The organism is Pseudomonas sp. NPDC089392 (genome assembly GCF_044749595.1).
GTDB lineage: Bacteria > Pseudomonadota > Gammaproteobacteria > Pseudomonadales > Pseudomonadaceae > Aquipseudomonas.
In genome coordinates, this window is the sequence record NZ_JBIVIF010000002.1 from 186,265 (window position 1) to 212,396 (window position 26,132).

The window sequence follows — 26,132 nt, forward strand, 5'->3', positions numbered from 1 at the left end:
AACACCGTTTGCAAGTGAGTGCGGCCAGGGGTGTCGAGAGAGGGGTGTCAATTGGAGCGGCCTGCCCGGGCGGGCGGGCCGCTGTAACGCTGATAATTAAGCAGTTCTGGCCGTTGCAGCCTTTTTGTGACTCGGCTCGGCTGCCATTTCTGGTCGCATTTCATGCGCCTCCAGGCTGGCCGTCTGTGCTTGCTTGCGCTGTTCACGGCTTTGCAGCAGGAAGTAGGACAATGCAGGAATCAGAATCAGCGCGCCCAGCATGTTCCACAGGAACATGAATGCCAGGAGGATGCCCATGTCAGCCTGGAACTTGATCGGTGACCACGCCCAGGTAATCACGCCCGCCGCCATGGTCATGCCGACCAATGCGACAACCCTCCCAGTGAACTGCAGCGAAGCGGTGTAAGCCTGGAACAAGGTGAAACCACGGCGCTGCAACAGCAACTGGACCGACAACAGGTACAGCGCATAGTCGACCCCAACGCCAACCCCCAGGGCGATTACCGGAAGCGTCGCTACCTTGACCCCGATGCCAAGCCAGACCATCAGCGCTTCGCACAGAACCGTAGTGATCAGTAGTGGAATCAGTGCGACCAACACGGCACGCCAGCTGCGGAACGTGATCAGGCACAGCAGGATCACGCCCACATAAAGCAGCCCATGCATTTTGTAGAACGACTCTTTCACCACGATGTTGGTTACTGCCTCGATCCCCGCGCTACCTGCGGCTGGCAGGAACTGCACCTCGGCACTGTTGTGCTCCTTGGCAAACGCTTCGGCGCGCTCCAGCACACGGCTGAGCGTACTGGCCTTGTGATCGCTCAGGTACGCCATGACCGGGAACACCGAACACTTGGGGTTGAGCACGTCCGGGTTGTTGACCAGCACTTGCGACGCCGCATAGCCCAGCGACCGCGGCTCGCGGATGATGCTGTTCCACTTGAAGTAACCTTCGTAGGTACCCGCGACCCCACGCTTGGTGAGCGTGGCAAAGGACTCAGTGGCTTGCACCCCTGGGACATGGCTCAGCTCCCAGCCCAGCCGATCGGCTTCAAGCAAGTTGCTGAAATGGTCGCAGACGTTAGGTTGGGTCTTGACCAGGATCGCGAACTGGTCATTGGACAGACCGTAGTTCGCCGTGACGAAGGCGACATCCCGGTTGTAACGCGATTCTGGCCACAGTTCGGGTGCGCCGGCACTGAGGTCTCCGATCTGCAGGTCATGGCGAACGAATAGCGCGGCAGTGGTCAGCAGGGCAGCGACGATCACCGCACACCAGGCCCATTTGCGCTGGGTAAACGCTGCGAAGAAGGCCCATATCCCCGTGGGCCGGCTGTGATCGCCGCTCTGCTCACGCAAGGACCGCTCTGCGGCATGTTGACCAACGCCGGTGTAGGAAAGAAGGATAGGGATGAGGATGAGCTTGGTGAAGATCAGTACCGAGACGCCGATGCTGGTAGTCAGCGCGAGATCCCGAATCACCGGTATATCGACGATCATCAGTACCGCGAAGCCCACCACGTTCGCGAGCAGGGCAGTGAGTCCCGCCATGAACAAACGCCGGAAGGTGTAGCGCGCCGCCACATACTTGTGAGTGCCACGCCCGATATCCTGCATGATGCCATTCATTTTCTGCGCACCGTGGGACAGTCCGATGGCGAAAATAAGGAAAGGCACCAGGATCGTATAAGGATCCAGCTCATAGCCTGCCAGGTGCATTAGGCCCAGGAGCCAGACCACGCCGAGTATCGAAACGGCAACCAGCATCAGGGTACTGCGCAGACAGCGCGTGTAGCCATACACGAACACGGTGGCAATCAATGCAGAGATGCCGAAGAACATCAGGACTTTGTCCAAACCCTGAATCAGATCACCCACCAGCTTCGAGAAACCAACGATGTGAATCTTGATGCCGTCGCGTTCCTTGCTGCGCACTTTCTCTTCAAGGGCTTGGGACAACGCTTTGTAGTCAATGGGCAGACCGGTGTCGGCGTAGCGGTCCAGCACTGGCACGGTGATCATCGAGGACTTGTAATCGTTGGCAACGATTCGCCCTGGAGCGCCTGAGCGATTCAGGTTCTCGCGCAGCTCGGCGAGCTTTTCCGGTGAGCCATCAAAGTGGTCAGGCATGACCGGGCCACCGCGCATGCCATCTTCGGTCACCTGATTCCAACGCAGGATCGGGGTCCACAACGATTTCATCCATGGCCTATCGAGGCCCGGCGTCAGGAACACCTCATCGTTGACTTCTTTCAAGGTCTGCAAATATGCGGGGTCGAAGATATCGCCGTCGGTATTTTCGACCACGATCCGCAGGCTGTTGCCCAAGCCACTCAATTCGTTGCGATTGTCGATGAAGTTCTGGATGTAGGGGTGGGAGGTGGGAATCATCCGGTCGAAATTTGCGTTGACGACCAGACGCGTCGCTTGCCAGCCCAGAACTGCAGAGACCAATGCAATGATCAGTATGATCACCGCACGGTAGTTGAAAATAAGTCGCTCGATGCGGTTGCCGGTCTTCTCATCGAAGTCTCGACGATGCTTGATCACGGGATATTTGTCCGTGGCCTGGTCCATTTTTATAGCCATCGCGGTTTCTCCGATGGGGAAGCAGGTGCTCGCGCTGTCCAGAGGACGCACGACTCATTGTTGTTCAGGGTTGTGCCACGATCCGTACGCCATCAGGGCCAATTGCCACAAGTCCGGCGCTGGCTGAGGTCACCCCGTAGACGGGCGTGCGGCCAGCCGACGATTTGCTGACGATGCGACTGCCATCAGCGCTGCTGACCAGTAAGCTGCCGCCAGCGGTAGCGAGCACGACTCTGCCATCTGCCAGCACAGTGCCCGCGTTGATCGATTCGCTGCTACCCGTGTCAAGTTTTACCCAAGAGCTGCCGTCGTCGCGGCTGATGAATGCGTTGCCGCGAAGGCCGAAAATGACCAGCAAGCCATCTCGACCGGTCAGGCCAAAAAACGAACCAGGGTAGGGGCTTTCCAGCTTGACGAAACGTTGCTGATCGCGATCCAGGCGCATGAGCAGGCCCAATTCGCCCACGATATAAACTTGATCGCCAACTTTCCTGATGGCATGCAGCGAGTATTCATCAAGGTTTTCGGTACGTTCCATCCATGGCAGCCAATGTTCGCCGCCATCGGTGGTGTGGAGGATCAGGTTGTAGGCGCCTACGGCCCAACCGGTCTTCTCATCCTCGAAATACACATCCATGAGTGGCCGAACGGGCCCGCTTTGCTGCAGCGTCTGGGCATTCTCCCTGGCGCGATCCAAGGCTTCGCTGCTGCCTGCCAGGTTGGCGTAGTAGTGGGTCGCCAGTTCGCCGATCTGCCGCCCATCCAGTTGGCGCACCCAGCTTTCACCCCCGTCTTCACTGTGCAGGATGACGCCGTCGTGGCCTACCGCCCAACCTTGCGAAGCGGTTGGGAAATAAACCGCAGTCAAGTCGCTGCTAAGTGGCACCTTGCTTTGGCTGAAACGCTTGCCGGCATCGGCTGAGCGCAAAATGTGTCCGCGCGGGCCAACTACCACGATCTGAGCGTTGCCACTTGCCGCGAGCCCATAAAGGGCCGAGCCAGCCGCCCGGTCCGACATCATCGCTGGCTGATCGAGCGGGTCAGTGAAGGCCAGGGCAGGGGCTATGCAAGTGCACATCCCACCGCTCAACGCCAGCACCTTGAATAGTGCTTTCATTATTTTCTCCCTGTGTTGCCGAGCACCGGTCTACGTTGTGTCGCCGGTGATCGCTTTGAACGCTGAACGACAGCAGCAGGTCAGCCTGCTGCTGTCGTGTGCATCAACGCTGAGATTGACGAGCCAGCGATTCGGGAGTGAAGAACTGCACAGGTTGCATCTTGGCTTGCGGGAAGATGCCGCCTCGGGCACCACCGGTGATACTGGAGTGGTAGTAAACCCCGGTAGCGAAGTCGAACAGCCAGGTCGACGAGGTGTGGGGGATCTGTTTGTCATACATTTGATAGGCCGGCATGTAGACACCCTTGGCCAACTTGCCGGAAGCATCCCAGGCATCTGTCATACCGGCGCCGAGGATGTCTTCATCGTAATAAAGGGTACGCTTGGGCTGGACATGGCGCATGCCAGGTTTGAGGGTCAATTCGACCACGTGCACACGGTGCAGCTCCCAGCGGATGGCCTCAGGGTTCGGGTGGTTCGGCTGCAAAAGGTCATCCGGCGAGGTCGACGCCCAGTCGTAGTTGTTATACGGGATGATCATCTCTTTCTTGCCCACATACTTGAAATCGTAACGGTCTTGCTTGCCCGAGAAGCCGTAGATTTCGTCGTAAAGCATGGCACCGCCCGATGTGGAGACCGGGAAATCGTACTCGGCATCCGGTGAGCGGCGTACCCGACGTTGACCTGGCGAGTAAGCCCAGGTTGGGTTTGGTGTTGCAACTGGGTCAACATAGAAGCGCTGGAGGTTACCCTCGCCCACGTTACGCGACGGGGCAGTGTAAATGTTCAACTGGGTCAGGTAGGTGCCAATGGCGCTGAACTTGTCAGCATCGAGATCCTTGTTGTAATACTGCGCGTCGCCACGGTTGTTGATGCCCCCTGTCAGTACGCGGCTGCCCTTGGCGTCGACATACCAACCTTCACCCTTGGTGATGTTGGACTCACCTTTGTATTGCAGTTGAGCGTTCCAGACGACCTCGTGACCTGTCTTGGGAATCGGGAATGGCACGCCACCGAAGCAGCCCTCGACGGCCAGGCCATCCTTGGTGGTCTTGCAGCGGGTGGCATTGGCGATACTGTTCTTGTTGATCCAGTCTGGGTAGTTCGCGGTCCGGTGCGAGGGATACACCTGGACTTTGTAGGTATCTGGAAAACGCTTGAGCAACGCCTTGGTGCTTTCGGACAGCTTGTCAGCGTACTGGTCGACGTTTTTCGCAGTAATCACGTACAGCGGCTTTTCATTGGCGAATGGATTGACCCAGTGCCCGGTATCAGGCTGGAAGCCAGCGGGCTTGGTCGAAGTGGGAAGCCCGCCGGTATAGGCAGGAATGCTACCGTCCTTGTTGCCGGCGACCTCAGCGCCCCACGGAGTGAGTGACTTACCCAGCTCGGCGGCGTCCTGCGGCGAAACGGCTGCATGAGCGGCACTGGCTGAAAGGATGGCGATAGCCAGCGTTGGGGTAGTTATTTTCATGCTGGAACTCCCGATCAGAAAGCAGTCTGGTAAGTAAGGATCAGCGTGTCGCGGTCATGCAGGAAACCCAACCCGGAATAGGCATTGGCGCCTCCAATATTGCCGGTACGGCCATGACGCGCGGTATAGGCAAGATCAAACTGGTGCTTCATGGAACCTGCAAAATACTCCAGGCGTGGGCCCAGCTTGACCAGGTAGGAATCCTCTGGCGGGATGCCTGCGTTCTGGGCAGCCGGGTTACCGTACAAGCCGTAGGTGGCGAAAATTGGGAAAGACACATCCAGGCTAGGCATTACCTGTTGCCAAACCGGTGTGAACGAGACACTTGCAGACGCCGCATTGCGCGTTGAACAGCCACGCAGCAGCTCATTATCTTCGCAGCGCCCTGCAACCGAACCACCCTCGCTGTCGCTGGCGTTGAAGAATGCCTTGTTATCGGTCACTTTGACCAGATGCATGTAATCAAGCTGGGCGGCCACAGACCCGTTGTCGAAGAATGAATTTTTGTTGATGGTGAATACGCCGCTGAGCAGGGCATGCACAGTGTCGCCGCGCGCACCGTCCAGGTTGGAAGGCTCTGGCTGGCCGATCGCGACAAAGGTCTGGCCAGTGGTGTTAAGCGGCATGTTGGTGCGGTAGTTGACCTCGGCACCGATGCTGACCGACTTGTACACGCCGTTCCAGGTCAAGCCGTACAACTCGATATCCTTCGCATACACAGCCCGTGCATACGGTGCCCGGGGGTTGGATACGATGACCTGGTTAGCCCAGCTGGCGTTCTTGTCGTCAAATTTGCGGTACCACAGGCCAAAGCTGCTATCCAGGCCCCAGCTAGGTGACCAGCGCAGGCCGACGGAGACATCCCCGTTATCGCCTTCTTTTGCATCGTGACGTGCTACACCAGGCGCCAGGAAGTCCGGCCCGCGCAGGGCACCATCGGAAACGGCGTAGTAGGTACCGCCTTCCGACACCCGCGATGGCTCATAGTCGTAGGTGTACTGGAACATCAACGAGAGTTCCGGTACCAGTTGCCAAGTGGTTGCGAACTGGCCGATCGGGAGCGATGTTTCCTTGGCCGAGGCGCCTGGGCTGAGGTCGCTCAGGAGGCCATCGTTGGGGGCCATGGAGTACGACACACTGCTGCCGTTACCGAACAGGAATTCGCCCGGTAACCAGGCGAAGCTACCCACCTTCGCGTTGAGTTCGGTGGAGCCGATGTTGAAGTTGCCCCATACAAAGTAGTCACGAAACTCGGCCGAGGGGCCTGCGTAGTAGCGGTCCACCACGCTCGAATAGCGATTGTTGCGGTAGTTGGCTACGCCTTCGAGGCCGGGTGCGCTTTCGCTTTTGTCGGGGAAATTGTGGTCGTACCAAGCCGCACCGCTCACCCGCAGGCCGTACTTGTCCTGCCAGTTCAGGTCGAATTCGCTGAACAGATCAAGGCGCGAAAGGAACACATCACCTTTGTCGGCAAAGCGGTCGCCTTCGTCAAAATTCGGGTTGTTGGCCAGGTGATTGTCCCGCCCATCGACTCGCCAGCCCTGGTTGTAGCGCACGGTCGTGTCCAAGCTCATGTTGAGGTCGGGGATGCCGCTGTCAATGCGGAAGGCGAACGCTTCATCGCTGGCCCCCATGGCCAGGCAAAGGCCAGCAAGCATCATCGGCGCGGCAGTGAGGGGGCGAGAAACTAGCATTTTCCTTTTGTCCATCTGAAGTGCCCTCTGAATTGTTGTTTTTGTTTTCAAACGAAGCGCAGTGGCATAGAGGACCTGCGCTCGTAAATCTGTGCAACACCGGGAGCTCTGCTTTCTGACCCATGAGCCAGCCGGCTCATGGCGAATGCTCTAATTTCTCCTCTCCCGCAGCCTTATCCCTAGTGGTCCAAAACGTCTTTTTGTGAATCACGTTCACATACACGCACACCATTTATATGAGCAACCCGGAAGCAGTGCAAGTCCTCGAGAGTGATTGAGCGCGCTAATTTCATACAGCCGTTTTAATCGAAGTGAGGCAGCTCAACGGAGGCGGTGTGCGAGCTTGCCATGATTGAACGAATGGTAATATGCTGAACGCCGTTCGTCATCATGAATAGGTGGAGTTGCGTGATGCCACAGTCCAAGGTGCATAGGGAATGCCTGGGTCCGGTCGCTCTGCTGACGCTCGACGGGCCTCCAGTCAATGCTTTCAACCTGCGTATGCGCCGTGAATTACACGACGCGCTGCAATGGACCGGCGCTGATCGGCAGGTGAAGGCGGTGGTTATCACCGGTAGTGGGCGAGGTTTCAGTGCCGGGGGCGATATTCGCGAATTCGGTACGGCTGACGCCGGTGCGCTTCCGGGGCTTTCGAGCCATATCCACACGGCCATCGAACGCTTGCGCAAACCTGTAATCGCGGTTGTGCAAGGTTTTGCCTTGGGGGGTGGGTTGGAAACCGTACTGGCGAGCCATTACCGCGTTGCTGAAAACGATGCGTGGGTCGGGCTGCCAGAAGTCACACTGGGTACGCTGCCATTATCGGCCACACAGCGCCTGCCACGCCTTTTGGGCATTGTTCCTGCTGTGCAGTTGATGCTCGAAGGGCAGCGAGAAAGGGTATCTGAGTTTCATCAAACAGCATTGTTTGATCGCGTCGTCGAACCGGGGCAAGGGGTTTCGAGCGCCTGTGCCTGGGCCACCGAGATGGCGGCTTCACCGTTGTGCTATGCCGATCTGAAAAAGAGACTGGTGCGTTCCATGCCTATCCCAGGCAATGACCTGCAGCAGGATCTGACAGAGGCGAGGCAGTTATTGCAAGGCAGAACCGATGCCGCCTCCCACGCGTTACTGCAAGCCGTGCAAGCGGCCGTCGAGGGCCCGGACTTCGATGCGGGGCTCGCTTGCGCTCGACGCTTGTACGACCAGCTTATGTCCAGCGAAGCGCTGCGGCATGGCCGGGATCGATTTCTTGCCGGGACACCTGACTCTGGCGCCCTGGCTGACCCAAAGGCCCAATAAATGAGGATCGGCTAGCGTGCCTATCGATGAAAAGCTGCTTACGCAATGGATCGGTCGCCAGGAAACTCAGCGCGACCTGTTGACGTCCGTTCCTCTTCGCGCCCTCGCAGCTGTACTGGATCATGAAGACGACGCCTATGGTGGCGGTGCTCAAGTACCGCCGCTGTGGCATTGGCTGTATTTTCTGCCCTTGGCGCGGCAAACGAATGTTGGCGCCGATGGACATCCTCAACGAGGTGGTTTCCTGCCCCCAGTTAGCCTGCCCAGGCGCATGTGGGCGGGAGGGCGGCTCAGTTTCAGTGGCTCGTTGCCGGTAGGCTCTGAGGTCGAGCGTACTACGACGATTACTGATGTCACACATAAAGCTGGCCGTAGCGGAGAGCTGGTGTTCGTCAAGCTGTTGCACGAGCTGGCAGTTGCAGGCGAAGTTCGTGTGCGCGAAGAGCAAGATATCGTCTATCGCGATGCACCTGGACCCAATGACCCGCCCGCAGCGCCCCAGCCGGCACCGACAGGTGCACACTGGATAAAAGAGATTGTGCCGGACCCGGTTCTGCTGTTCCGTTATTCAGCCTTGACCTTCAATGGCCATCGCATCCATTACGACCGCCCGTACGCCACAGAAGAGGAAGGCTACCCAGGGCTGGTGGTGCATGGGCCATTGATCGCCACGCTACTCATGAACCTGCTGCGTGAACAGTTACCGCAGGCACAAATAACCGCATTTTCCTTCCGCGCGATGCGCCCCGCTTTCGACCAGCGGGCGCTGCGGCTGTGCGCGCGCGCTGAAGGCAACAGGGTGCATTTGTGGGCGGTAGATGAGCAGGGCTTCCTGTGCATGGACGCCCGAGCAGAACTTGCCTGATGCAACGGCGCAAACCGCTGTGCACCGACCTGATATGGGCGCTCCTGTGGGCGCTGGTTATTGTCATGACATTAATGGGCACGAGGTGAATATGCGTTCTTATCTTTTCGTACCTGGGGACCGCCCAGGGCGGTTTGCCAAAGCCTTGGCGGCCGGTGCCGACAGAGTCATTCTTGACCTTGAGGATGCTGTGGCCCCAGGTAACAAAGGGGCCGCGCGGGAGCACATTGCAAGGGCAGTCGAGGAGGGCGCGCAGGTGATGGTCCGCATCAATAGCCAAGGCTCAGATGCGTTTGCCGAAGACTTGGAGTTGATCCGCCGCCTGCCGGTGAAGGCCGTCATGCTGCCCAAGGCGGAATCTAGCGAGCCTTTGCGCGCATTGGCAGCGGTTACCACCGCCCCCATCGTGCCGCTGATTGAAAGCGCGTTGGGTGTTTGGCAGGTTATGGACGTTGCCAAGGGGGCTAACGTAGAACGGCTAGCGTTCGGGTCGATTGATTTTCAGGCTGACGTCGGGTGTGAACACACAGACGAAGCCCTGCTTTATTCACGCTCGCAGATCGTCCTGGCATCCCGTGTGGCTGGCCTGCAAGCGCCTATTGACGGCGTATCGGTCATACTCGATGACAGCCAGGTAATTACTGCCGAGGCCAAGCGCAGTCGAGCACTGGGCTTTGCTGGCAAGCTCTGTATCCACCCGCGCCAAGTGCCCATGGTTAACCTGGCATTCACGCCCTCGAGTGAGGAGCTGGCCTGGGCACGGCGCGTAGTGGAAGCCAGCAGCCGATCAGCGGGTGCGGCAGTTTCAGTCGATGGCGCCATGGTCGACCTTCCGGTGCTTGTCAGGGCACGGAGTCTGCTGGCAGTAGTGGGAGAGGGCTGAACACGCCCCCTCAGTACTGGGATGCTGGCAGCCGCACGACCAGCCCATCCAGAGCGGGGCTGACAATGACCTGGCAAGTGAGGCGGCTGTTCTCGGTGACTTCCGAGGCACAGCTGAGCATGTCGCGCTCATACTGCTGGGCTTCAGGAATTTTCGCGGCCCAGTTTGCCTTCTCGATATAGCCATGACAGGTCGCACAACTGCAATTGCCCCCGCAATCGCCGAGGATTCCAGGCACACGATTGTTCAAGGCCACTTGCATCAGGGACTGGCCGACATCGGCTTCAACGTGCTGTTCGCTGCCATCATGTTGAATAAAGGTGATCGTAGGCATTCTTGTTCTCTCGCCGCCTCTTGGCTGGGGCCGGTCAATCCGAGGCTCCGGCACCGTTGTGAAATATGTGTGACAGAGATATGTTATTTGGAACGACGTTAGAAATACTGAACGACTAAACAGGCTGCTGTCAAACGGGCCCGATTGCGGGCTGCCTTGTGAAGGCTCTCATTACTACCCACTGTGCAGGAATTTTCAATGACGCAAGATAATGCTTTCCGTCTCGATGATCGTATTGCCGTAGTAACGGGAGGCGGGGCAGGCATCGGCCGCAGCATCGCCGAAACCTTCGCCCTCGCCGGCGCACATGTGATCGTGGCAGATCTGGACGCAGCTGCAGCGCAACTGACCGCTGACGCTATTACCGAAGCTGGCGGGCAGGCGCATGCCTTGGCCGTCGATGTATCAAAGGAACAAGAGGTAATCGCGCTCTTCGAGGCGGTGGTCGGGCAACACGGTGGCCTGGACGTGCTGGTGAATAATGCGGCCATCTTTCCCAAAAAACCATTTCTGGAGGTCGATACGGCGTTCTGGGACAGCCTGCAGGCCGTCAATCTGCGTGGAACGTTCTTGTGCCTGCGCGAAGCGGTGCGCCATATGAAAGCAGGTAAAGGCGGCTCGATTGTGAATATTTCTTCGGTTTCGTCCATGCAGGCTGTGGTGCATCACAATGGCACCTATAACGCCACGAAGGCAGGGGTAAATAGCCTGACGCGCACCACCGCGCTCGAATTCGGCCCGGATGGAATTCGGGTGAATGCCGTGCTCCCAGGCGGTATCCCCACGCCAGGGGCGCGCACAGCATCGGCGGCCATTGAACTCAAGGGACCGATACTGGGTGAAGGGCGCATCCCGCTGGGAGGGATGGGTGATGTGCAGGATATCGCCAATGCAGCCTTGTTCTTGGCCAGCCCTGCGTCACGTTACATCACTGGCCAACTGCTGGCCGTTGACGGAGGGTTCTTGGTCAGCTGATGACACCTGAGGGCTCGCGCTGCTCTTGTGTAGCATCCGGTACTGGCTCGGGCTGGTACCGGCACACTCCTTGAACACCTTACGGAAGGTCTGCACATCGCTGTATCCGCTGAGGGTGGCGATCTGCGCGATCGAGCGACTGGTACGCAATAGCAAGCCTTGTGCTGATTTTATACGCAGTTGCCGAACGTACTCTTGTGGCGTGCTGCCAAGATGCCGCTGAAAATGCCGCAACACTGTCTGTTGGCTGACCGCCATGGCCTTGGCCAGCTCGGAAATGCGTACGTCCTGGGCGAACCGTTCTTCCAACCACAACTGGGCGTTCGCGGTGAGGGCGTCGTCAGCGAGGTGGTCTTCGGCCGCCTGATGCAAACTGGTCACATCGCTCAACCAACGGGCTAGTTCTGGCGTTGTAACATGCTCGATCAGTCGGGTGATCAACTGCATGTCCGCCGCCAGCCCACTACCAGTGATCACCCGGCCATGCTCGACCACGGCGCTGCGATGCTCGAGGCGAATATTGGGGTAACGACGTCGGAAAAGTGGCAACAGAGTGCGTCCTATCGTGGCCGTACCGCCGCTTAGCAGCCCTGTTTCTGCCAAAATGAACACCGCTGAGCCGCTTGCTGAAATCAGCGCGCCGCCGGCATGCTGGCGGATCAGCCACTCACACAGGGTGCTGTGCTTGGCAAGCCAATCAGGGAGAGAAAGCTGCTCGTCCAGGATGACAGCGGGCAAGTGAATCAGATCGAATTGCAAGCCGGCGTCCAGTCCGCCGTCGGAGGGTAGGGTGCGGCCTCCGGCTAATTTTGCGGCGCGGCCATCGGTTGTGAGCAAATGCACCCGGGTCTGCATGGTAATGGGGTGGCGGGTGCGATAAAGCTCCACGACCTGTCGGCCGATGAGCTCGAACGCATCGAGAAATACGCCCAGGCTCGAAAGGTATGCGCCTGTGATGCCTACTACTGCAAAGCCCGACATGGAGTGGTCCTTGGATCAGGAGAGTCGCTGCCGGAGTATGCCGCAAGCACGGTGTGAGGCGCACCCTTGCACTACTGGCAAGGGCTGGGCTCATACAAATCGCGCAGGGTTCAAAACCGGGCCTGCCAGGTGCTGGCCTCCGTCGCCGTGGAGGGTTTCACCATTGACGAAGCAGCAGGCATCCGAAGCCAGGAACAACGCGGCACCACCCACGTCCTCCACCGGATCGCCAAGGCGCCCCAGTGGCAGTTGCCCGATCATGAGGTCTATCACCCTGGGGCGTAGAGCATGGCAGTGTCGCACTTCGGGGGAATCGGCCAACGGTAGCAGCAGGTTGGTGGTTATCTGATATCGCCCCCAATCCAAAGCGGCCGTGCGGGTCAGCCCGACAAGGCTCCAGGCCGCAGCGTTGTATGCCGCCAGGCCTTCATTGATACCCTCCCCATAGCGGTGTCCAACGTTGATGATGCGCCCAGCGCCCGCCAATTGCATCGCTGGCACCGCGCACTGCATAGCGCAGATTGCTGCCTGCACACGTGCAAATGCCTCGTCGAATGCGGCGCGAGGCTGGTCTTCCAGAGGAGCAATGGTGGGTATTGGCAAGACGTTATTGATCAGCACATCGACACCGCTCAGCGCAGCGATGGCCATTTTCAAGGTGGCGCCAATCTGGCCGTCAAAGGCGGCGGCATACGCCAGCGCAGAACCGCCGTTGGCGTTAATGGCCTCGGCGACCTCAGTGGCTGCGCGGAGCGTGTGGTCCAGCACAGCGATTGAAGCTCCCTCGCGTGCCAAGCGGATGGCGATGCCGCGGCCGATACTGTCGGCGCCCAGTACCAATACCTTTTTACCTTGCAACAAGTTCATGGCGTGACCTTCTTGGCGAGTGTTTCCAGGGTATGCAACTGAGGCAGCCCGAGCAGGTTCTGGCCGCCATCAATGAAGAGCGATTGCCCCGTGATAAAACGGCTAGCCTCACTGGCAAGCCCTAGCACTGCCGAACCTATGTCCTCTAGCGCGCGACCGTGGCGACGCATCGGTGTCTGCCGCGCGACCGCTTCGAGCTTTTGCGTATCGTCGCCATAAAATGCCTGGTATGCAGCGCTCCAGCCGGAGGGCAGCACCGCATTTACCGTGACGTTATGCTGTCCCCACTCATTGGCCAGCGTGCGGGTCAGTCCTCGGATGGCTTCTTTGGTTGCGTTATAGGCCAAGCCGTAACGGCTGCCGTAGGCGCCATTCACGGATGCGAAGTTAATGACTCGACCGGCACCTGCCTGAATAAACCACGGCAGGGCGGCTTGCGCGGTCCAGAGCGAGGCGTACAGCCCGGAGCGAAGCGCCACATCGAGCAACCCATCATTGTCGTCTGAGCAGGCATGAGCCAAAGGCGGAACCACTTGGGCGTTATTAACCAGAATGTCGAGGCGCCCGAAGTGAGTAGCAGCTTGGCGGACCAGCGCCTGGGCCTGGTGTTTTTGGCTCAGATCGGCCTGCAGGAAAATCGCTTGCGCACCGAGCTCGCGTAACGCCTGCGCGACCTTTTCTCCGCGCTCCCGTGAGCGCCCGTTGACGATCACCATGGCACCCTCCTGCGCGAAACGCTGGGCGATGCCTTCGCCCAATCCTTGGGTAGAGCCGGTGACCAATGCTACCTTTCCGCTTAGTCGAGTCATGCTGTTTCTCCGTTGTTTCCCATGCGCTGATCGCACCAGGCCTACCCGGTCAGATTCGCATCGCCATCGATCCATTTCGCCAGCCGATCAGCGAGCTGCATATCCGCCAGCTCGACGAAATATCCCAGCTGGGTGACCGTGTCGAGGTGGATGATGGCGGGGTGGCCTTGCGCGTTGAGGTTGTCGATGGTCTCGAAGCAGACCTGCGCTCCACCTGGCCGCTGCTCCAGATTGGACGTGGCATAACCCAGGTGGAAAATGCCTTCACCCCGACTTTCCAGCCATTCAGACGCGCTGCTCTGGCCGCTACCAGGCTCTACCATTTCCAGATAAAGATCGCCCCAGCGCGCGAACGCATTGCGGTTGGCAATTCGCTGTTCGATACCCCGGTAACGCCCGGTGTAATCTGTATCGAGCCGTCGAAAAGGCCCGAGGCCAAACAGGGTTCGATAATGTTCCATGCTGGCTTCCAGATCGCGCACGACAACCCCGATCTGGTAGAGCTTTCCGTCGAATTCCATTGTGTTGATCCTTCGTTCAAACGGTGGAAAAGCGGCTGGCTTCACATCAACGACCAATGCCTGTGCAGAACAGCCGTGTGTATTGGTCGATGATATGGGCCACGTCCTGTCTGGCATTGCGCTGCAGCCTCAAGGCTGCGCAATGACACAGATCAACCAGCGCACGGACAGCCAGTGAGCAATCGATTGAGGTGTCTAACAAGCCCTGAGCACCTGCCTGTTCGAGCATTTCCTGGAGCAGCGTCCGATACTGGCGCGACTGGGCACTCACTGCCTCTTGCTGTTCCGCACTCAGGTATCGACGTTGTTCTGCAAGCACAATCATGCAGTCCCGATGGGCATCCAGGTCATGAAGGTAAGCGTGGATAACTGCGTAGACCCTATCGGCCAGCGTGGCGCTTGGAGTTCTACTGATCTCCCGTAGTCGAGCAGTGGCCGTTTCAACTGCGTAAAGACACACCGCATCCAATGCGGCCTCCTTGGTGGGAAAGTAGTAATACAAGCTGGCCTGTTTGAGCTCAAGCCGGTCTGCAATATCTTGGGTCCGGCACCCATGAAAGCCCTTTTCAGCAAAAACCGAGGCAGCGGCCATGAGAATTTCCAACCGGCGCTGTGTGAATTTGTCGGTGGTGGGCTTGATCGACATCTGAAGCATCCGCGCACAATTTAAAAAATGTCCTGCCAAGGTAAGCGACCGCCCTCTAGAAATTCAATAGCTCTATAGAAAATTCCCCCAGGGCTCTTGTGCGTGGATTGACACATAAGCCGATGCTTATTTTAATGCGTTACGGAAACAAGGCCTAAGGATGCATAAGTAATGGCTTATGATGAAAAGTTGCGAGCGCTTGCTGACTCTAGCCGGCGAGCCCTCTATGAAAGCCTGGCGCGGGAGCCTGCCTATACCGCCACGCTGGCTGAGGAATCACGCCTGAGCCAGCCGGCTGTATCGCAGCACCTGAAGGTGCTGCTCGAAGCTGGGCTGGTGTCTCTGCAGCGTGATGGACGGCGTACGTTGTATGCGGCAAGGCCCGGAGCACTGGACGAGTTGGTGAGCTATCTGGGAGGGCTGACAGCAGCGACTCCCAGCATCGAGCCGGGGCTGCCGCATGCGTTCGAAGCTGATGCAATCGCCTTGGCCGCGCTGCGTTGGGCGCGGGAGTGGCCGGGCCAGGATCCGAATGTCTACGCAGTGACCCAGCGTTTGCTGTTGATGGGGCGCCATGTGGAACGGGCGCTGAAGGAAACCGCTGAGCGTCATGGCCTGCAAGGCAGTGAGTTGCTGCTGCTGGATGCGATCAATCTGACGCCTGGGCATAGCCTTACGCCTTCGCAGTTGCAGATGCGGCTGGGCCTGACAAAAGGCGCAGTCACCAAACTGATGAACAATCTCGAGCGTTTGGGGCTGATTTGCCGATCGGCTTCCCAGCAGGACCGTCGCATCAGCCATGTCGCGTTGACCACCAAGGCTCAGGGCACGCTGAAAACCATTCTTGATCACCATGAATATGGTGCCGACCATGCCGCCGCCAAGCGCCTGACTGCCAACGGGCTGACCCAGTTGGCGCATCTGCTGCAGCACTTTCACGGCCTGATGGAGGAAGAGTTGGCGCGCCGCGCTGCGTCAGATAAATCTGAATAGCGTTCAAAAAAACTGTTGACGTTAAATGTTTCCTGGTGAACTATTGTTTCAAGGCGGTTGAGGCCTGTCATCTAGAAAGATGGTCGGTTGCTCCGCCAAACGTACTCACCTACGGAGAATAATAATGAGATCAGCGGTTTTTCACGCAGCCGGCGAGCCCTTGGTGATCGAGACGCGTCCCGATCCGGCACCTGGCCCAGGTGAAGTCGTCATGAAGGTTCACAGCTGCGGTATCTGCGGCACGGACCTTCACATGACCGAGGGCCATTCCCCCGGCTTTGACTACCCAGCCGGTACGGTCCCCGGGCATGAGTATGCAGGTGAGGTGGTGGCCGTCGGGGCGGATGTTCAGGGGCTGCAGATTGGCGACAGGATTAGTGCCTTGCCCTTTACCGGTTGCGGCCATTGCCTGGCGTGCAAGCGTGGTAGCCCGAGCCATTGTGCGGGGTTCCGCGGACTGGGTAGCGGTTTTAGCGAATATGTCGCAGTCAGCGAGCGTACCTCGATCAAGCTCCCGGACTCCTTGACCTACGATGACGGTGCCCTGGTGGAGCCTATGGCGGTGGGCCTGCATGGTGCAGCCATGGCAGGGATCACTCCTGGCGCCACGGTGCTGGTTCTGGGGGCTGGGCCTATCGGACTGGCAGCGACTTTTTTTGCGCGAAAACTGGGTGCTGGCCGAACTGTAGTCGCCGCCAATTCAACCCGCCGACAGGCGCTGGCACTGCAAATGGGCGCTGATTCCTTCATCGTCAAAGGCCAGGGGCAAGCGCTTGAAGCCGCGGTCATCGAAACCTTCGGTGCAGCGCCAGACATCGTGCTCGAATGCGCGGGCCAACCAGGCTGCATCAGTGAAGCCATCCAAACCGTTAACCGCGGCGGAACCGTTGTGGTGCTGGGCTACTGTACGACAGCGGACAGCTTTGTGCCCGCGACAGCGGTATGGAAGGAAATCACCTTGCGTTTTTCCAACACATACACCGTGGGTGATTTCCAGCATGTGGCGCAGGTGCTTGCGCGTGGGGCGCTGGAGCCGCGGGCAATGATCACCCAGCACGTTTCGCTGGACCAAGTGCCATCCGTGTTCGAAGCGCTGCGCGCACCCAGCGGGCAATGCAAGGTCATGATTCATCCCTGGGCCTGAACCGCCGGCGGCCATAGTGCTGCTCTTTCATCTATCTATCCAGATGCGCTCCACCGGAGGTGACTGAATGATTGCTTCCCTGCAACCATGGGCGGGCTACGTCGACCTGCTTAAAGCCGCCAGCGAAGTCGAACAACAGCTGTGGGATCCACTTGACGAACAATTGCGTGCCGAACTGTACCGCCAATTCGCGATGAACCTGTCGCAAGGTTACTTTCTGTATTTTCAGGCGGACCCCGATTACCCCGACTGGGCGCCTTTTGAAAATTCGGTGTTCCTGGCGCAGCCCAATCCGGACGCTGTTTACCACTTCAGTGCCGTAAGCGGGGAGGGGATCTACCGGGTGTCAGGCAACCGGGGGAATGTGCCGGTAGCGGGCTTCGCAACGGGCAAGCACATGATCGGTATGGGCAACCCACCTGGCCCGGGCTTCAACAACTATGACCTCAACCAGTTGGACATCTCCGAGGACGGCAGTTTTGAAGTCATCTTCAGCAGTGAGCGGCCGGAAGGCTACCTAGGCAACTGGTTTTACCTGAACCCAGAATCCCGCTTCTTGCTATTGCGCCAGTTTTCCTACGATTGGGGGAATGAACGCGAGGTCAAGGTATGTATCGAACGCCTGGGGGCGCAGCCGCTAAAACCACGCATGAGCGTGGCAACCATTGACCAGCAACTGCGCGAGCTGTTTGGCGGTTACGTGAAGCGTCTGTCACAACTGTGCCAAGGGATCATCGCCAACAGCCGCACCAGCCGCCCGCCGCACCAGATGCAGTTGGTCACCTTTGCCGAGCTGGGTAACGGAGATGACTGGCCACAGGCCTATTACGAATGCACCTACGACTTGCAGCCTGACGAGGCGCTGATTCTGGAAACCGAACTCCCGGAAAGCTTGGTGTATTGGAACGTTCAGGTCGTCGATGCCTTGTGGAACCAGGTCGAACTCGTTCATCGCCAGAGCAGCCTCAACGGTCATCAAGCACATGTGAATGGCGACGGGAAGTTTCGCGCGGTGCTATCCATCGAAGACCCAGGCGTTGCCAACTGGCTGGATACCGGCGGCAATCTGAAGGGTATGTTGATCGGGCGATGGTACCGCAGCAGCTCTCATCCCACGCCCACCCTGAAGAAAGTCAAACTGGCCGACCTGAATGAGCATTTGCCATTGGATACGTTGCGCGTCACGCCGGTGGAGCGCTGTGAGGCCCTGCGCGTGCGTCGCCTCGGGGCGCAATTACGCCGGCGTTGGTAGGAGGCAGCCAGCATGGAACAACTCAATGGCAAGGTGGCGGTCGTGCTGGGTGCCTCCACTAATCCGGGCATGGGCAGCGCTATCGCCCGACTGTTCGCGGCGCATGGCGCCAAGGTAGTGGTCGCGGCCAGGCGCATCGCTCCCCTAGAGCAACTTGCATGGGATATAGGCGGCAGTTGTCTGGCATGCGACGTGACCTGTAAGGCTGACCTTGAGCGCCTGGCCGAGATCACATTGCAACGCTACGGTCAGCTTGACATTGCGGTCAATGCTGCGGGCATGGGGTTGAGCAAGCCGTTTGCCGAGACCACCGAGGAGGACCTGGACCAGGTTTATCGCACCGTTTTCAAAGGCTCGTTCCAGTTTTTGCAAAGCATGCTGAGAGCGATGTCCGATGGGGGCTCGGTGATCATGCTGTCGTCGGCCATCGCCCGTATCGGCTTCCAGGACCAGACGTTGTACGGCGCCTGCAAGGCCGCCGGCGAGCATGTAGTGCGGGCGGTCGCCGATGAGTACGGGGTGCGCGGTATCCGTATCAACAGCATCGCCCCAGGCCTGACCGAGAGCGGAATGACCCAAGGCTTCACCGAAGTGCCCGGCGTGCGCCAGGCCTTCGAGCGGGAGTACCCGCTGGGCCGCTTGGGCACCGTGGACGATATCGCCCAAGCGGCATTGTTCCTGGCCGGCGAGGGGTGCTTCATGACCGGCCAGACCTTGCAAGTGAATGGCGGCCTGACGCTGCGCCGCAATCCTACCTTTGCCGAAATTCAGGCCGCTATCGCTACCGCCCGGCCGGGGTAACTGCAGCGACCGCAACGTGGCGTCCGCCATTTTCTATCACTAGCTAACGAGATGATCATCGTGACGATATCCGCCAACTTCAAGGGCGCGGAGGGGCAGTTGCACGCCGCCGCCAGCGCCGCAACGGGTTTGACAGACTTTGGTGACCCTGCTGAATACCTCCCGGGGTTGCAGCGGCTGCTGGCTGCCCTGGATGACAATGGCCCGGTCTTCAAGCCTGGCGGCCGCGAGTTTGCCTGGAACCTGCTGGTCGGCGTGCTGATTTCACGCGTGCTCAGCCAGCAGGGCTGGAAAGATCATCCAACCTGTTTGCAGCATCCAGTAACGCGCCCGCTGATCGTGATCGGCATCCCGCGTACGGGCACCACGGCACTTCACAAGTTGTTGTCGATGGACCCGCAATTCCAAGGGATGGAGCGCTGGCTCACTGCGTTTCCGATGCCGCGGCCAGAGCGCGCCACGTGGGCCACGAACCCTTGGTACCAGGCTTGCGCCGCCGGTCTCGAACAGTTTTTCGCAGCGGCGCCACACATGCGTGCTGCCCATGACATGCGAGCCGATGACGTAGACGAATGCCTGGAAGTGCTGAAGCAGAATTTTTGCAGCAACTTCTTCGGCTCTTCCCTGCGCGTACCCGACTACGACCGCTGGTGGCTGGAGCAGAGCGAGGCGAGCAGTTATCGGCACCTTCGCAAGGTCATTCAATTGATCGGCGCCAACAGCCCGGAGAAAACCTGGCTGTTGAAGAACCCAGGGCATGTGGCCCAAGTCGGCAACTTGCTGGACGTGTTTCCCGATGCTTGCGTGATCCAGACCCATCGCGCCCCGGCCAGCGCACTGCCTTCGCTGTGCAGTGTGCTTCGTGAGGCGCGCGGCATTCTGGAGGAGGGCGTTGATGCTCAGGCGATCGGTGAGCGTGAAGCCAGCTACTGGGGGGCGGCAGTGGAGGACGCACACCGCGCAAGAGCCAGGGCGCCAGGGCAGTTCCTGGACATTCTGCAACAGGACATCCAGCGGCAACCGATGGCTGTAATCCAGACGATCTACGACCACTTCGGCCTTACCTTAAGCGATGCGGCGCATGCGCGGATGCTTGCGCGGATAACCGCTGCGCCGGAAGCCCGCCACGGTGAGCACCGCTATAGCGCTGAAACCTATGGTTTGGACCCAGACCTGATCAACCAACGGTTCGCCCCCTACATCCAGCGCCAGGCACTGGCCTGAGCCACTTCCTGTACTTCAAGAGGTATCCCGATGGCCGATCCGACTATAGACGACGCCGAACTGGCGTTACGGCTGGCAACCGCTGCCGGCGAACATCTGCTCAAGCTGAGGGAGCATGGCCTGTTATCGAGTAGCTACCTTGGCGCGCATGGTGATCGCCTGGCGAATACCTTGCTGACCGACTTGTTGCGCAGACATCGCCCTGATGACGGCCTGCTTTCGGAAGAAGAGGCATCCGACGATGCTCGCTTGCACAAGCAACGGGTGTGGATTGTTGATCCGCTCGATGGCACCCGGGAATACGCGGAAGGCCGCTTGGATTGGGCCGTGCACATCGGCTTGGTCAAGGACGGCAAAGTCGCCGAGGCATGTGCTGTGAGCCTGCCTGGACTGGGCCAGGTGTTCAGTGCAGCTGCGTCAATCGCTCTACCTCCAGCGCCAGTAGGGGGCATGAAGATTCTGGTGAGCCGCACTCGAGCGCCGCGGATCGCCGAGCAGGTTGCACAGCGGCTGAACGCGCAATTGGTGCCCATGGGGTCGGCGGGCGCCAAGGCCATGGCGGTGGTGCGTGGTGAGGCCCACGCCTATCTGCACGCGGGTGGCCAGTACGAATGGGATTCTTGCGCCCCCGTGGGTGTGGCGCTGGCGGCGGGGCTGCATGCTTCGCGCATTGACGGTAGCCCCTGCAGCTACAACCAGCGTGACGTGTTTATGCCCGATCTTCTGATCTGCCGGCCAGAGGTTGCAGACGCTCTCCTTTCGACCATTGCCGAGTGCCAGCGGCACGAGGAGCTCCAACATGACTGATTTGACCCATCTGCAACGTCTGGAAGCAGACAGCATCGATATCCTCCGTGAAGCGGTATCGGAGTCAGAAAACCCGGTAATGCTTTACTCGATCGGTAAGGACAGCGCCGTGATGCTGCACTTGGCACGCAAAGCGTTCTTTCCGTCTCGCCCGCCGTTCCCGTTGTTGCATGTAGACACCACCTGGAAATTCCAGGCGATGTATCAGATGCGCGAAGAGATGGCGAAAGCATCGGGCATGCAGTTGCTGGTTCATCGCAACCCCGAGGCCCAAGCGCAGAACATCAATCCGTTCACCCACGGCTCGGCATTGCACACCGATATGTGGAAAACCGAAGGGCTGAAGCAGGCGCTGGCCCTGCACAAATTTGACCTGGCATTCGGCGGCGCACGCAGGGATGAGGAAAAGTCCCGTGCCAAGGAGCGGGTGTTCTCTTTTCGCTCAGCCCAGCAACGCTGGGACCCCAAGGCCCAGCGCCCGGAGTTGTGGCGCTTGTACAACGCGCGCAAACACCCAGGAGAAAGCATCCGCGTATTCCCGCTTTCCAATTGGACCGAGCTGGATATCTGGCAGTACATCTACCGCGAGAACATCCCCATCGTGCCGCTCTATCTCGCCGCTGAGCGGCCGGTGGTAGAGCGCGACGGCACGCTGATCATGGTGGATGACGAGCGCATGCCACTGCGAGACGGCGAGAGCGTGCAAATGCGCAGTGTGCGTTTCCGCACGTTGGGTTGCTACCCGTTGACCGGGGCGGTGGAATCTCAGGCAGACACGCTGCCGGCCATCATCCAGGAAATGCTGCTGTCCACCACCACTGAACGCCAAGGGCGCGTGATCGACCACGACAGCGCAGGCTCCATGGAAAAGAAAAAAGTCGAGGGGTACTTCTAATGAACGCAAACACTGCACTCATCGAGCAAGACATCGAGCAGTACCTCAACCTTCACGAGCAAAAGACGCTCTTGCGGTTCATTACCTGCGGTAGCGTCGATGATGGCAAGAGCACGCTCATCGGCCGCCTGCTGTATGAAGCGAAAGCCTTGCTCGAAGACCAGATGACCGCTCTGGAAGCAGATTCCCGCAAGTCTGGCACCCAGGGCGACCAGCTGGACTTTGCCCTGCTGGTCGATGGGCTGAGCGCCGAGCGCGAGCAAGGCATCACCATCGATGTCGCCTATCGGTTCTTTTCCACCGACAAGCGCAAGTTCATCGTCGCGGACACCCCCGGGCATGAGCAGTACACCCGCAACATGGTGACCGGTGCTTCCACTGCCGATGTCGCGATCATCCTGGTTGATGCTCGCCGAGGCCTATTGACCCAGACGTTTCGCCACAGCTACCTGGTATCACTGATCGGCATCAAGCATGTGGTGCTAGCGGTGAACAAGCTCGACATGGTCGATTACGCACAGGAAGTGTTCGAGCGTATCGACCAGGCCTACCGTACATTCGCTCAGCAACTGGAGTTCAGCTGCATCCAGAGCATCCCGCTTTCTGCCCTCAAGGGCGACAACATGACCGAACCCAGCCCCAATACCCCTTGGTATGCAGGGCCTAGCCTGATGCAATACCTGGAAAGCGTCGACATTGGCAATGTGAGTAACGACGCCCCTCTGCGCATGCCGGTGCAATGGGTCAATCGGCCCAATCTCGATTTCCGGGGTTTCTCCGGCCGCATGCTGGGGGGCTCGCTCAGGCCAGGTGACAATGTGCGGGTGTTGCCATCGGGTAATTGCAGTACGGTCAAACGCATCGTTACCTTCGACGGAGATCTGGCTCTCGCACAGCGGCATCAGTCCATCACCGTCACCCTGGCAGACGAAATCGATATCAGCCGCGGCGACGTACTGGTGGCAGCAGACGATCCGGCAGAGGTTTCGGACCAGTTCCAGATCACGCTGGTATGGATGGACGCCAACGAGATGCTGCCCGGCCGCCCCTATCTGCTGAAGATGGGCGCAAGCACAGTCAGCGCAACGTTCTCGACGCCGAAGCACCTCGTCGACGTGAACACATTGCAGCATCTGCCGGGCAAGACACTGCAGCTGAACGATATTGCTGTCTGCAACATAGCGCTTGACCGACCTCAGCCGTTTGACCCGTATAACCAGAATCGCGACATGGGCAGCTTCATCGTCATCGACCGTATCACCAACCTCACGGTCGGGGCAGGGATGCTGCAGTTTGCCCTGCGCAGAGCACAAAACGTGCATTGGCAGGCAGTGGAAGTGAACAAGGCCGCACGTAGCCGGCTCGGTGGGCATAAGCCTGTCGTTCTCTGGCTGACAGGGCTCTCGGGCACGGGCAAGTCCACCATTGCCAACCTGGTCGAGCAGCAGCTTCATGCGCTTGGTGTGCGTACCTACCTGCTTGATGGTGACAATGTACGCCATGGCCTGAACAAAGACCTTGGATTCACGGCCGCTGACAGGGTCGAGAATATCCGCCGTATCGCCGAGGTTTCCCACCTGATGGTCGATGCAGGGCTGGTGGTCATCAGTGCATTCATCTCACCGTTCAGGGCTGAGCGCGAATTGGCGCGTAGCCTGGTGGAAGAGGGTGAATTCGTCGAGGTCTTCATCGATACCCCACTGGCAGTGGTGGAGCAGCGTGACCCCAAAGGGCTATACAAAAAGGCGCGTCAGGGAACGTTGAAGAACTTCACTGGCATCGATTCGCCCTACGAGACTCCGCTTTCGCCGGAAGTCTACATCGACACCACACGCCAGAGCGCAGTGGATGCTGCCCAGCAGATCGTTGCCTGTCTGCGTGAGCGGGGCGTGGTGGCACGATAAGCATCGTTGCGCTGGGTCGACATCAATCGGAGGGTATTTCCATGGCTCGAATTGCGGGCAAGGTAGCAGTGGTCACAGGGGCGGGAGCGGGTATTGGCCGGGCAATGGCGCAACGGTTCGTGCAGGAGGGCGCGCGGGTAATAGCCGTGGACCTTGATACGGTCGAGCCTGTGCCGTCTGGTACGGGGGATAACGCCATGGGCAGTTTCGAGTCATGGCCGTGCGATGTCAGTGACCCAGCGGCGGTCGAAGCATTATTCGCGCATGTTCATGCGCGCTATGGCCGGCTCGATGTGCTGGCCAACAACGCCGGTATCGGTCCCACGCAGCGGGTACCCACTCATGAAGTGACTCTCACGGATTGGGATCGCGTCATCGATGTGAACCAACGGGGTGCGTTCCTGATGATGAGAAGCGCCTTGGTGTTGATGATGACCTCTGGGGGCGGTTCGATCATAAACACCGCTTCTGTCGGTGCATTTTCAGCCACCACCAATTCCATCGCCTATTTGGCATCCAAGGGGGCGCTGCTGATGATGACGCGGGCCGCGGCTTTGGAGTATCGACCCCATCGGATCCGCGTTAACGCCATTTGTCCAGGCATGACGCGTACGTCGATTTTTGAGGGGCTTTCCGATGAAAGCATGGCCAGCCTGTTAGCGCGAACCAGCGCCCGCATGATCGAACCGCACGAAGTGGCAAGCCTGGCGCTGTTCCTGGCTAGTGACGAAGCAGCAGGGATAACCGGCGCCATGCAGGTGATTGATGATGGCCGCACAGCGGGAGCGTAATCAATAGATACAACTCAGCGAATGAGGTGTCGAATTCACCCCCTAATTATGTTGAATTCGACACTAGTTGAGGCCCGAATTCCGATGTCAGCATGGGACATCATCAACCTGGTTGACTGAACTCAAGTCAGAAGGAAAGACGGTGTATGAACAATAACAACGCACAAACCGTACCGTTGAACCCGCCCAAACAAATGGGCCAATTGAAAACTGCTAATCACCTGCTCGGCGACCGAAAAGCGCTTGATCAGGCGTGGGAGCGTGACGGTTACTGGTACTTCAAAGGGGTCCTGGACAAGGGCGTTATCGGTGAAATGCGTGCTCGCTGGATTGATTATCTACAGCGCCATGGCCTGATTGACCCTGGCGTTACCGAAAATCGTTATAACGGCTCCAGCTTTGAAGGCAAGAGTGTATCCCCCGCCGAGCTCGCGCGTGTCAGCGAATTCAACCACAACGACATGCATCGCATGCTGACCGAAAACCCCAAGATCGTCGCGACCGTGAAAGAGCTGCTTGGTGACGATCCGTTCTGGCTGCCAATTGCCGAATACCGAGCCAATCCACCGGTAGAGGATCCAGGCCAGAACCGCTTCATCTACCCTCACCAGGATGGCTTCTACAGCCGCGGCCTGGAGATGAAAATCTGCTGGGTGCCAATCGATACGGTTGACGATGAAGTGGGTGGCTGCGCCTGGGTTGAGGGCGCGCACCGCGGCCCCATCTTGCATGACGTGACCAACCCTCCCTCATTCCCTATTCCGGCCGACCTTATTCCCATAGAAGGCTGGAAGCGGGCTGATTTCGAACCGGGCGACATTGTGATCTTCGATTTGAATCTGCCCCACAGTGGCTTGACCAATTTGTCGAAAGACCGCTTCCGGATGTCCATGGATATTCGCGTCACCGAAGCCTCGGGCAAGGTGCCGACGATTGGACAGGTACTCAGCATTACGCCGGATCAGGTTACCTTGCGTGACCAGCGCACTCAGCAGGAAAAGGGCTTTGAGATCGTACCGCAGACTTACGTGCGTGGGACCGACGGGAAGAAGCGCGAGGGCGATGACATCCCGAAAACCTTCCAGATCGGCGAGACAGTGCTGGTCAATAGCGACGATGGACTGATCGCAACACTGGTGCGGTCCATCCACTAACCCTTTACTTGGCGGGCTTGTCATTGATGCCCCGGCGCGAGCTCTTTTTAAGGGCACCGCGCCGGGGTGTTCGCCTGCCGGTTGAATACCTGCTTGCATCTGGAGCGCTG

Annotated in this window: 24 protein-coding genes and 1 pseudogene; 15 read left to right on the forward strand and 10 right to left on the reverse strand. The window is 58.9% G+C overall.

Annotation, left to right across the window (positions count from 1 at the left end):
• Positions 1 to 96: 96 nt before the first annotated feature.
• The 4 genes from ACIP1G_RS02760 to ACIP1G_RS02775 all read right to left on the reverse strand — a co-directional run bounded on the left by ACIP1G_RS02760 (position 97) and on the right by ACIP1G_RS02775 (position 6,874).
• The gene (locus tag ACIP1G_RS02760) at positions 97 to 2,577 is read right to left on the reverse strand and encodes an RND family transporter (RefSeq protein WP_400733468.1); all 2,481 of its coding nucleotides are present in this window, start codon (positions 2,575 to 2,577) and stop codon (positions 97 to 99) included.
• Between the two features lie 76 nt (positions 2,578 to 2,653).
• Complete coding sequence (locus ACIP1G_RS02765) at positions 2,654 to 3,706, reverse strand: YCF48-related protein (RefSeq protein WP_400733470.1); 1,053 nt, start codon at positions 3,704 to 3,706, stop codon at positions 2,654 to 2,656.
• 103 nt (positions 3,707 to 3,809) lie between these two features.
• Positions 3,810 to 5,180 (reverse strand): DUF1329 domain-containing protein, encoded by a 1,371-nt coding sequence (locus tag ACIP1G_RS02770; RefSeq protein WP_400733472.1) that lies wholly within the window; start codon positions 5,178 to 5,180, stop codon positions 3,810 to 3,812.
• 14 nt (positions 5,181 to 5,194) lie between these two features.
• The gene (locus ACIP1G_RS02775; protein WP_400733475.1) at positions 5,195 to 6,874 is read right to left on the reverse strand and encodes a DUF1302 domain-containing protein; all 1,680 of its coding nucleotides are present in this window, start codon (positions 6,872 to 6,874) and stop codon (positions 5,195 to 5,197) included.
• A gap of 411 nt (positions 6,875 to 7,285) precedes the next feature.
• On the opposite strand from ACIP1G_RS02775, the gene ACIP1G_RS02780 reads away from it, so the two are divergent.
• From ACIP1G_RS02780 to ACIP1G_RS02790, 3 genes are read left to right on the forward strand one after another with little or no spacing between them, the layout of a single operon-like run.
• On the forward strand, positions 7,286 to 8,176 hold the full coding sequence (locus tag ACIP1G_RS02780) for an enoyl-CoA hydratase/isomerase family protein (protein WP_400733477.1): 891 nt from the start codon (positions 7,286 to 7,288) through the stop codon (positions 8,174 to 8,176).
• A 16-nt stretch (positions 8,177 to 8,192) separates the two neighbouring features.
• Positions 8,193 to 9,041, forward strand: a complete 849-nt coding sequence (locus ACIP1G_RS02785; protein ID WP_400733480.1) for a MaoC family dehydratase N-terminal domain-containing protein — start codon at positions 8,193 to 8,195, stop codon at positions 9,039 to 9,041.
• Positions 9,034 to 9,924: an HpcH/HpaI aldolase/citrate lyase family protein gene (locus ACIP1G_RS02790; RefSeq protein ID WP_400733483.1), complete on the forward strand. Its 891-nt coding sequence runs from the start codon at positions 9,034 to 9,036 to the stop codon at positions 9,922 to 9,924. The genes ACIP1G_RS02785 and ACIP1G_RS02790 overlap by 8 nt, the downstream gene beginning before the upstream one ends.
• Before the next feature lie 10 nt (positions 9,925 to 9,934).
• Here ACIP1G_RS02790 and ACIP1G_RS02795 read toward each other — a convergent pair whose 3' ends face one another.
• Complete coding sequence (locus ACIP1G_RS02795; protein ID WP_400733484.1) at positions 9,935 to 10,258, reverse strand: 2Fe-2S iron-sulfur cluster-binding protein; 324 nt, start codon at positions 10,256 to 10,258, stop codon at positions 9,935 to 9,937.
• A 198-nt stretch (positions 10,259 to 10,456) separates the two neighbouring features.
• On the opposite strand from ACIP1G_RS02795, the gene ACIP1G_RS02800 reads away from it, so the two are divergent.
• On the forward strand, positions 10,457 to 11,233 hold the full coding sequence (locus ACIP1G_RS02800) for an SDR family NAD(P)-dependent oxidoreductase (protein ID WP_400733486.1): 777 nt from the start codon (positions 10,457 to 10,459) through the stop codon (positions 11,231 to 11,233).
• On the opposite strand, the gene ACIP1G_RS02805 is transcribed toward ACIP1G_RS02800, so the two are convergent.
• The 5 genes from ACIP1G_RS02805 to ACIP1G_RS02825 all read right to left on the reverse strand — a co-directional run bounded on the left by ACIP1G_RS02805 (position 11,177) and on the right by ACIP1G_RS02825 (position 15,057).
• Positions 11,177 to 12,214 (reverse strand): GlxA family transcriptional regulator, encoded by a 1,038-nt coding sequence (locus ACIP1G_RS02805; RefSeq protein ID WP_400733488.1) that lies wholly within the window; start codon positions 12,212 to 12,214, stop codon positions 11,177 to 11,179. The two genes, ACIP1G_RS02800 and ACIP1G_RS02805, sit on opposite strands and share 57 nt — an antisense overlap.
• A gap of 90 nt (positions 12,215 to 12,304) precedes the next feature.
• Positions 12,305 to 13,081, reverse strand: coding sequence for an SDR family NAD(P)-dependent oxidoreductase (locus tag ACIP1G_RS02810; RefSeq protein ID WP_400733490.1), 777 nt, complete (start codon positions 13,079 to 13,081; stop codon positions 12,305 to 12,307).
• Positions 13,078 to 13,890 (reverse strand): SDR family NAD(P)-dependent oxidoreductase, encoded by an 813-nt coding sequence (locus ACIP1G_RS02815; protein WP_400733492.1) that lies wholly within the window; start codon positions 13,888 to 13,890, stop codon positions 13,078 to 13,080. Before ACIP1G_RS02815 ends, ACIP1G_RS02810 begins: the two co-directional genes overlap by 4 nt.
• Before the next feature lie 41 nt (positions 13,891 to 13,931).
• Positions 13,932 to 14,411: a VOC family protein gene (locus ACIP1G_RS02820; RefSeq protein WP_400733494.1), complete on the reverse strand. Its 480-nt coding sequence runs from the start codon at positions 14,409 to 14,411 to the stop codon at positions 13,932 to 13,934.
• 46 nt (positions 14,412 to 14,457) lie between these two features.
• The gene (locus ACIP1G_RS02825; RefSeq protein ID WP_400733496.1) at positions 14,458 to 15,057 is read right to left on the reverse strand and encodes a TetR/AcrR family transcriptional regulator; all 600 of its coding nucleotides are present in this window, start codon (positions 15,055 to 15,057) and stop codon (positions 14,458 to 14,460) included.
• A 171-nt stretch (positions 15,058 to 15,228) separates the two neighbouring features.
• Between ACIP1G_RS02825 and ACIP1G_RS02830 the strand changes: the two genes are divergently transcribed.
• From ACIP1G_RS02830 to ACIP1G_RS02880, 11 genes and pseudogenes are all read left to right on the forward strand, one after another.
• A complete protein-coding gene (locus ACIP1G_RS02830) occupies positions 15,229 to 16,050 on the forward strand; it encodes a metalloregulator ArsR/SmtB family transcription factor (protein WP_400733498.1) in 822 nt (273 codons plus the stop codon).
• Positions 16,051 to 16,174: 124 nt separating this feature from the next.
• Positions 16,175 to 16,558 (forward strand): annotated as a pseudogene (locus ACIP1G_RS02835) (alcohol dehydrogenase catalytic domain-containing protein); the annotation flags it as partial.
• A 48-nt stretch (positions 16,559 to 16,606) separates the two neighbouring features.
• A complete protein-coding gene (locus ACIP1G_RS02840) occupies positions 16,607 to 17,194 on the forward strand; it encodes a zinc-binding dehydrogenase (protein ID WP_400733826.1) in 588 nt (195 codons plus the stop codon).
• A gap of 67 nt (positions 17,195 to 17,261) precedes the next feature.
• Positions 17,262 to 18,446, forward strand: coding sequence for a DUF1214 domain-containing protein (locus ACIP1G_RS02845; protein ID WP_400733501.1), 1,185 nt, complete (start codon positions 17,262 to 17,264; stop codon positions 18,444 to 18,446).
• Between the two features lie 12 nt (positions 18,447 to 18,458).
• On the forward strand, positions 18,459 to 19,247 hold the full coding sequence (locus ACIP1G_RS02850; RefSeq protein WP_400733504.1) for an SDR family NAD(P)-dependent oxidoreductase: 789 nt from the start codon (positions 18,459 to 18,461) through the stop codon (positions 19,245 to 19,247).
• 60 nt (positions 19,248 to 19,307) lie between these two features.
• Positions 19,308 to 20,471 carry a sulfotransferase family protein gene (locus ACIP1G_RS02855; RefSeq protein ID WP_400733507.1) on the forward strand — a complete coding sequence of 388 codons (1,164 nt, stop codon included), beginning with the start codon at positions 19,308 to 19,310 and terminating at the stop codon, positions 20,469 to 20,471.
• Positions 20,472 to 20,501: 30 nt separating this feature from the next.
• Complete coding sequence (locus ACIP1G_RS02860; protein ID WP_400733508.1) at positions 20,502 to 21,278, forward strand: 3'(2'),5'-bisphosphate nucleotidase CysQ; 777 nt, start codon at positions 20,502 to 20,504, stop codon at positions 21,276 to 21,278.
• Positions 21,271 to 22,173: a sulfate adenylyltransferase subunit CysD gene (gene cysD, locus ACIP1G_RS02865; protein ID WP_400733509.1), complete on the forward strand. Its 903-nt coding sequence runs from the start codon at positions 21,271 to 21,273 to the stop codon at positions 22,171 to 22,173. Before ACIP1G_RS02860 ends, cysD begins: the two co-directional genes overlap by 8 nt.
• A complete protein-coding gene (cysN, locus tag ACIP1G_RS02870; RefSeq protein ID WP_400733510.1) occupies positions 22,173 to 24,077 on the forward strand; it encodes a sulfate adenylyltransferase subunit CysN in 1,905 nt (634 codons plus the stop codon). Before cysD ends, cysN begins: the two co-directional genes overlap by 1 nt.
• Before the next feature lie 41 nt (positions 24,078 to 24,118).
• Positions 24,119 to 24,868 (forward strand): SDR family NAD(P)-dependent oxidoreductase, encoded by a 750-nt coding sequence (locus tag ACIP1G_RS02875; RefSeq protein ID WP_400733511.1) that lies wholly within the window; start codon positions 24,119 to 24,121, stop codon positions 24,866 to 24,868.
• Between the two features lie 146 nt (positions 24,869 to 25,014).
• Positions 25,015 to 26,022, forward strand: coding sequence for a phytanoyl-CoA dioxygenase family protein (locus ACIP1G_RS02880; RefSeq protein ID WP_400733512.1), 1,008 nt, complete (start codon positions 25,015 to 25,017; stop codon positions 26,020 to 26,022).
• The last annotated feature ends 110 nt before the right edge of the window (positions 26,023 to 26,132 follow it).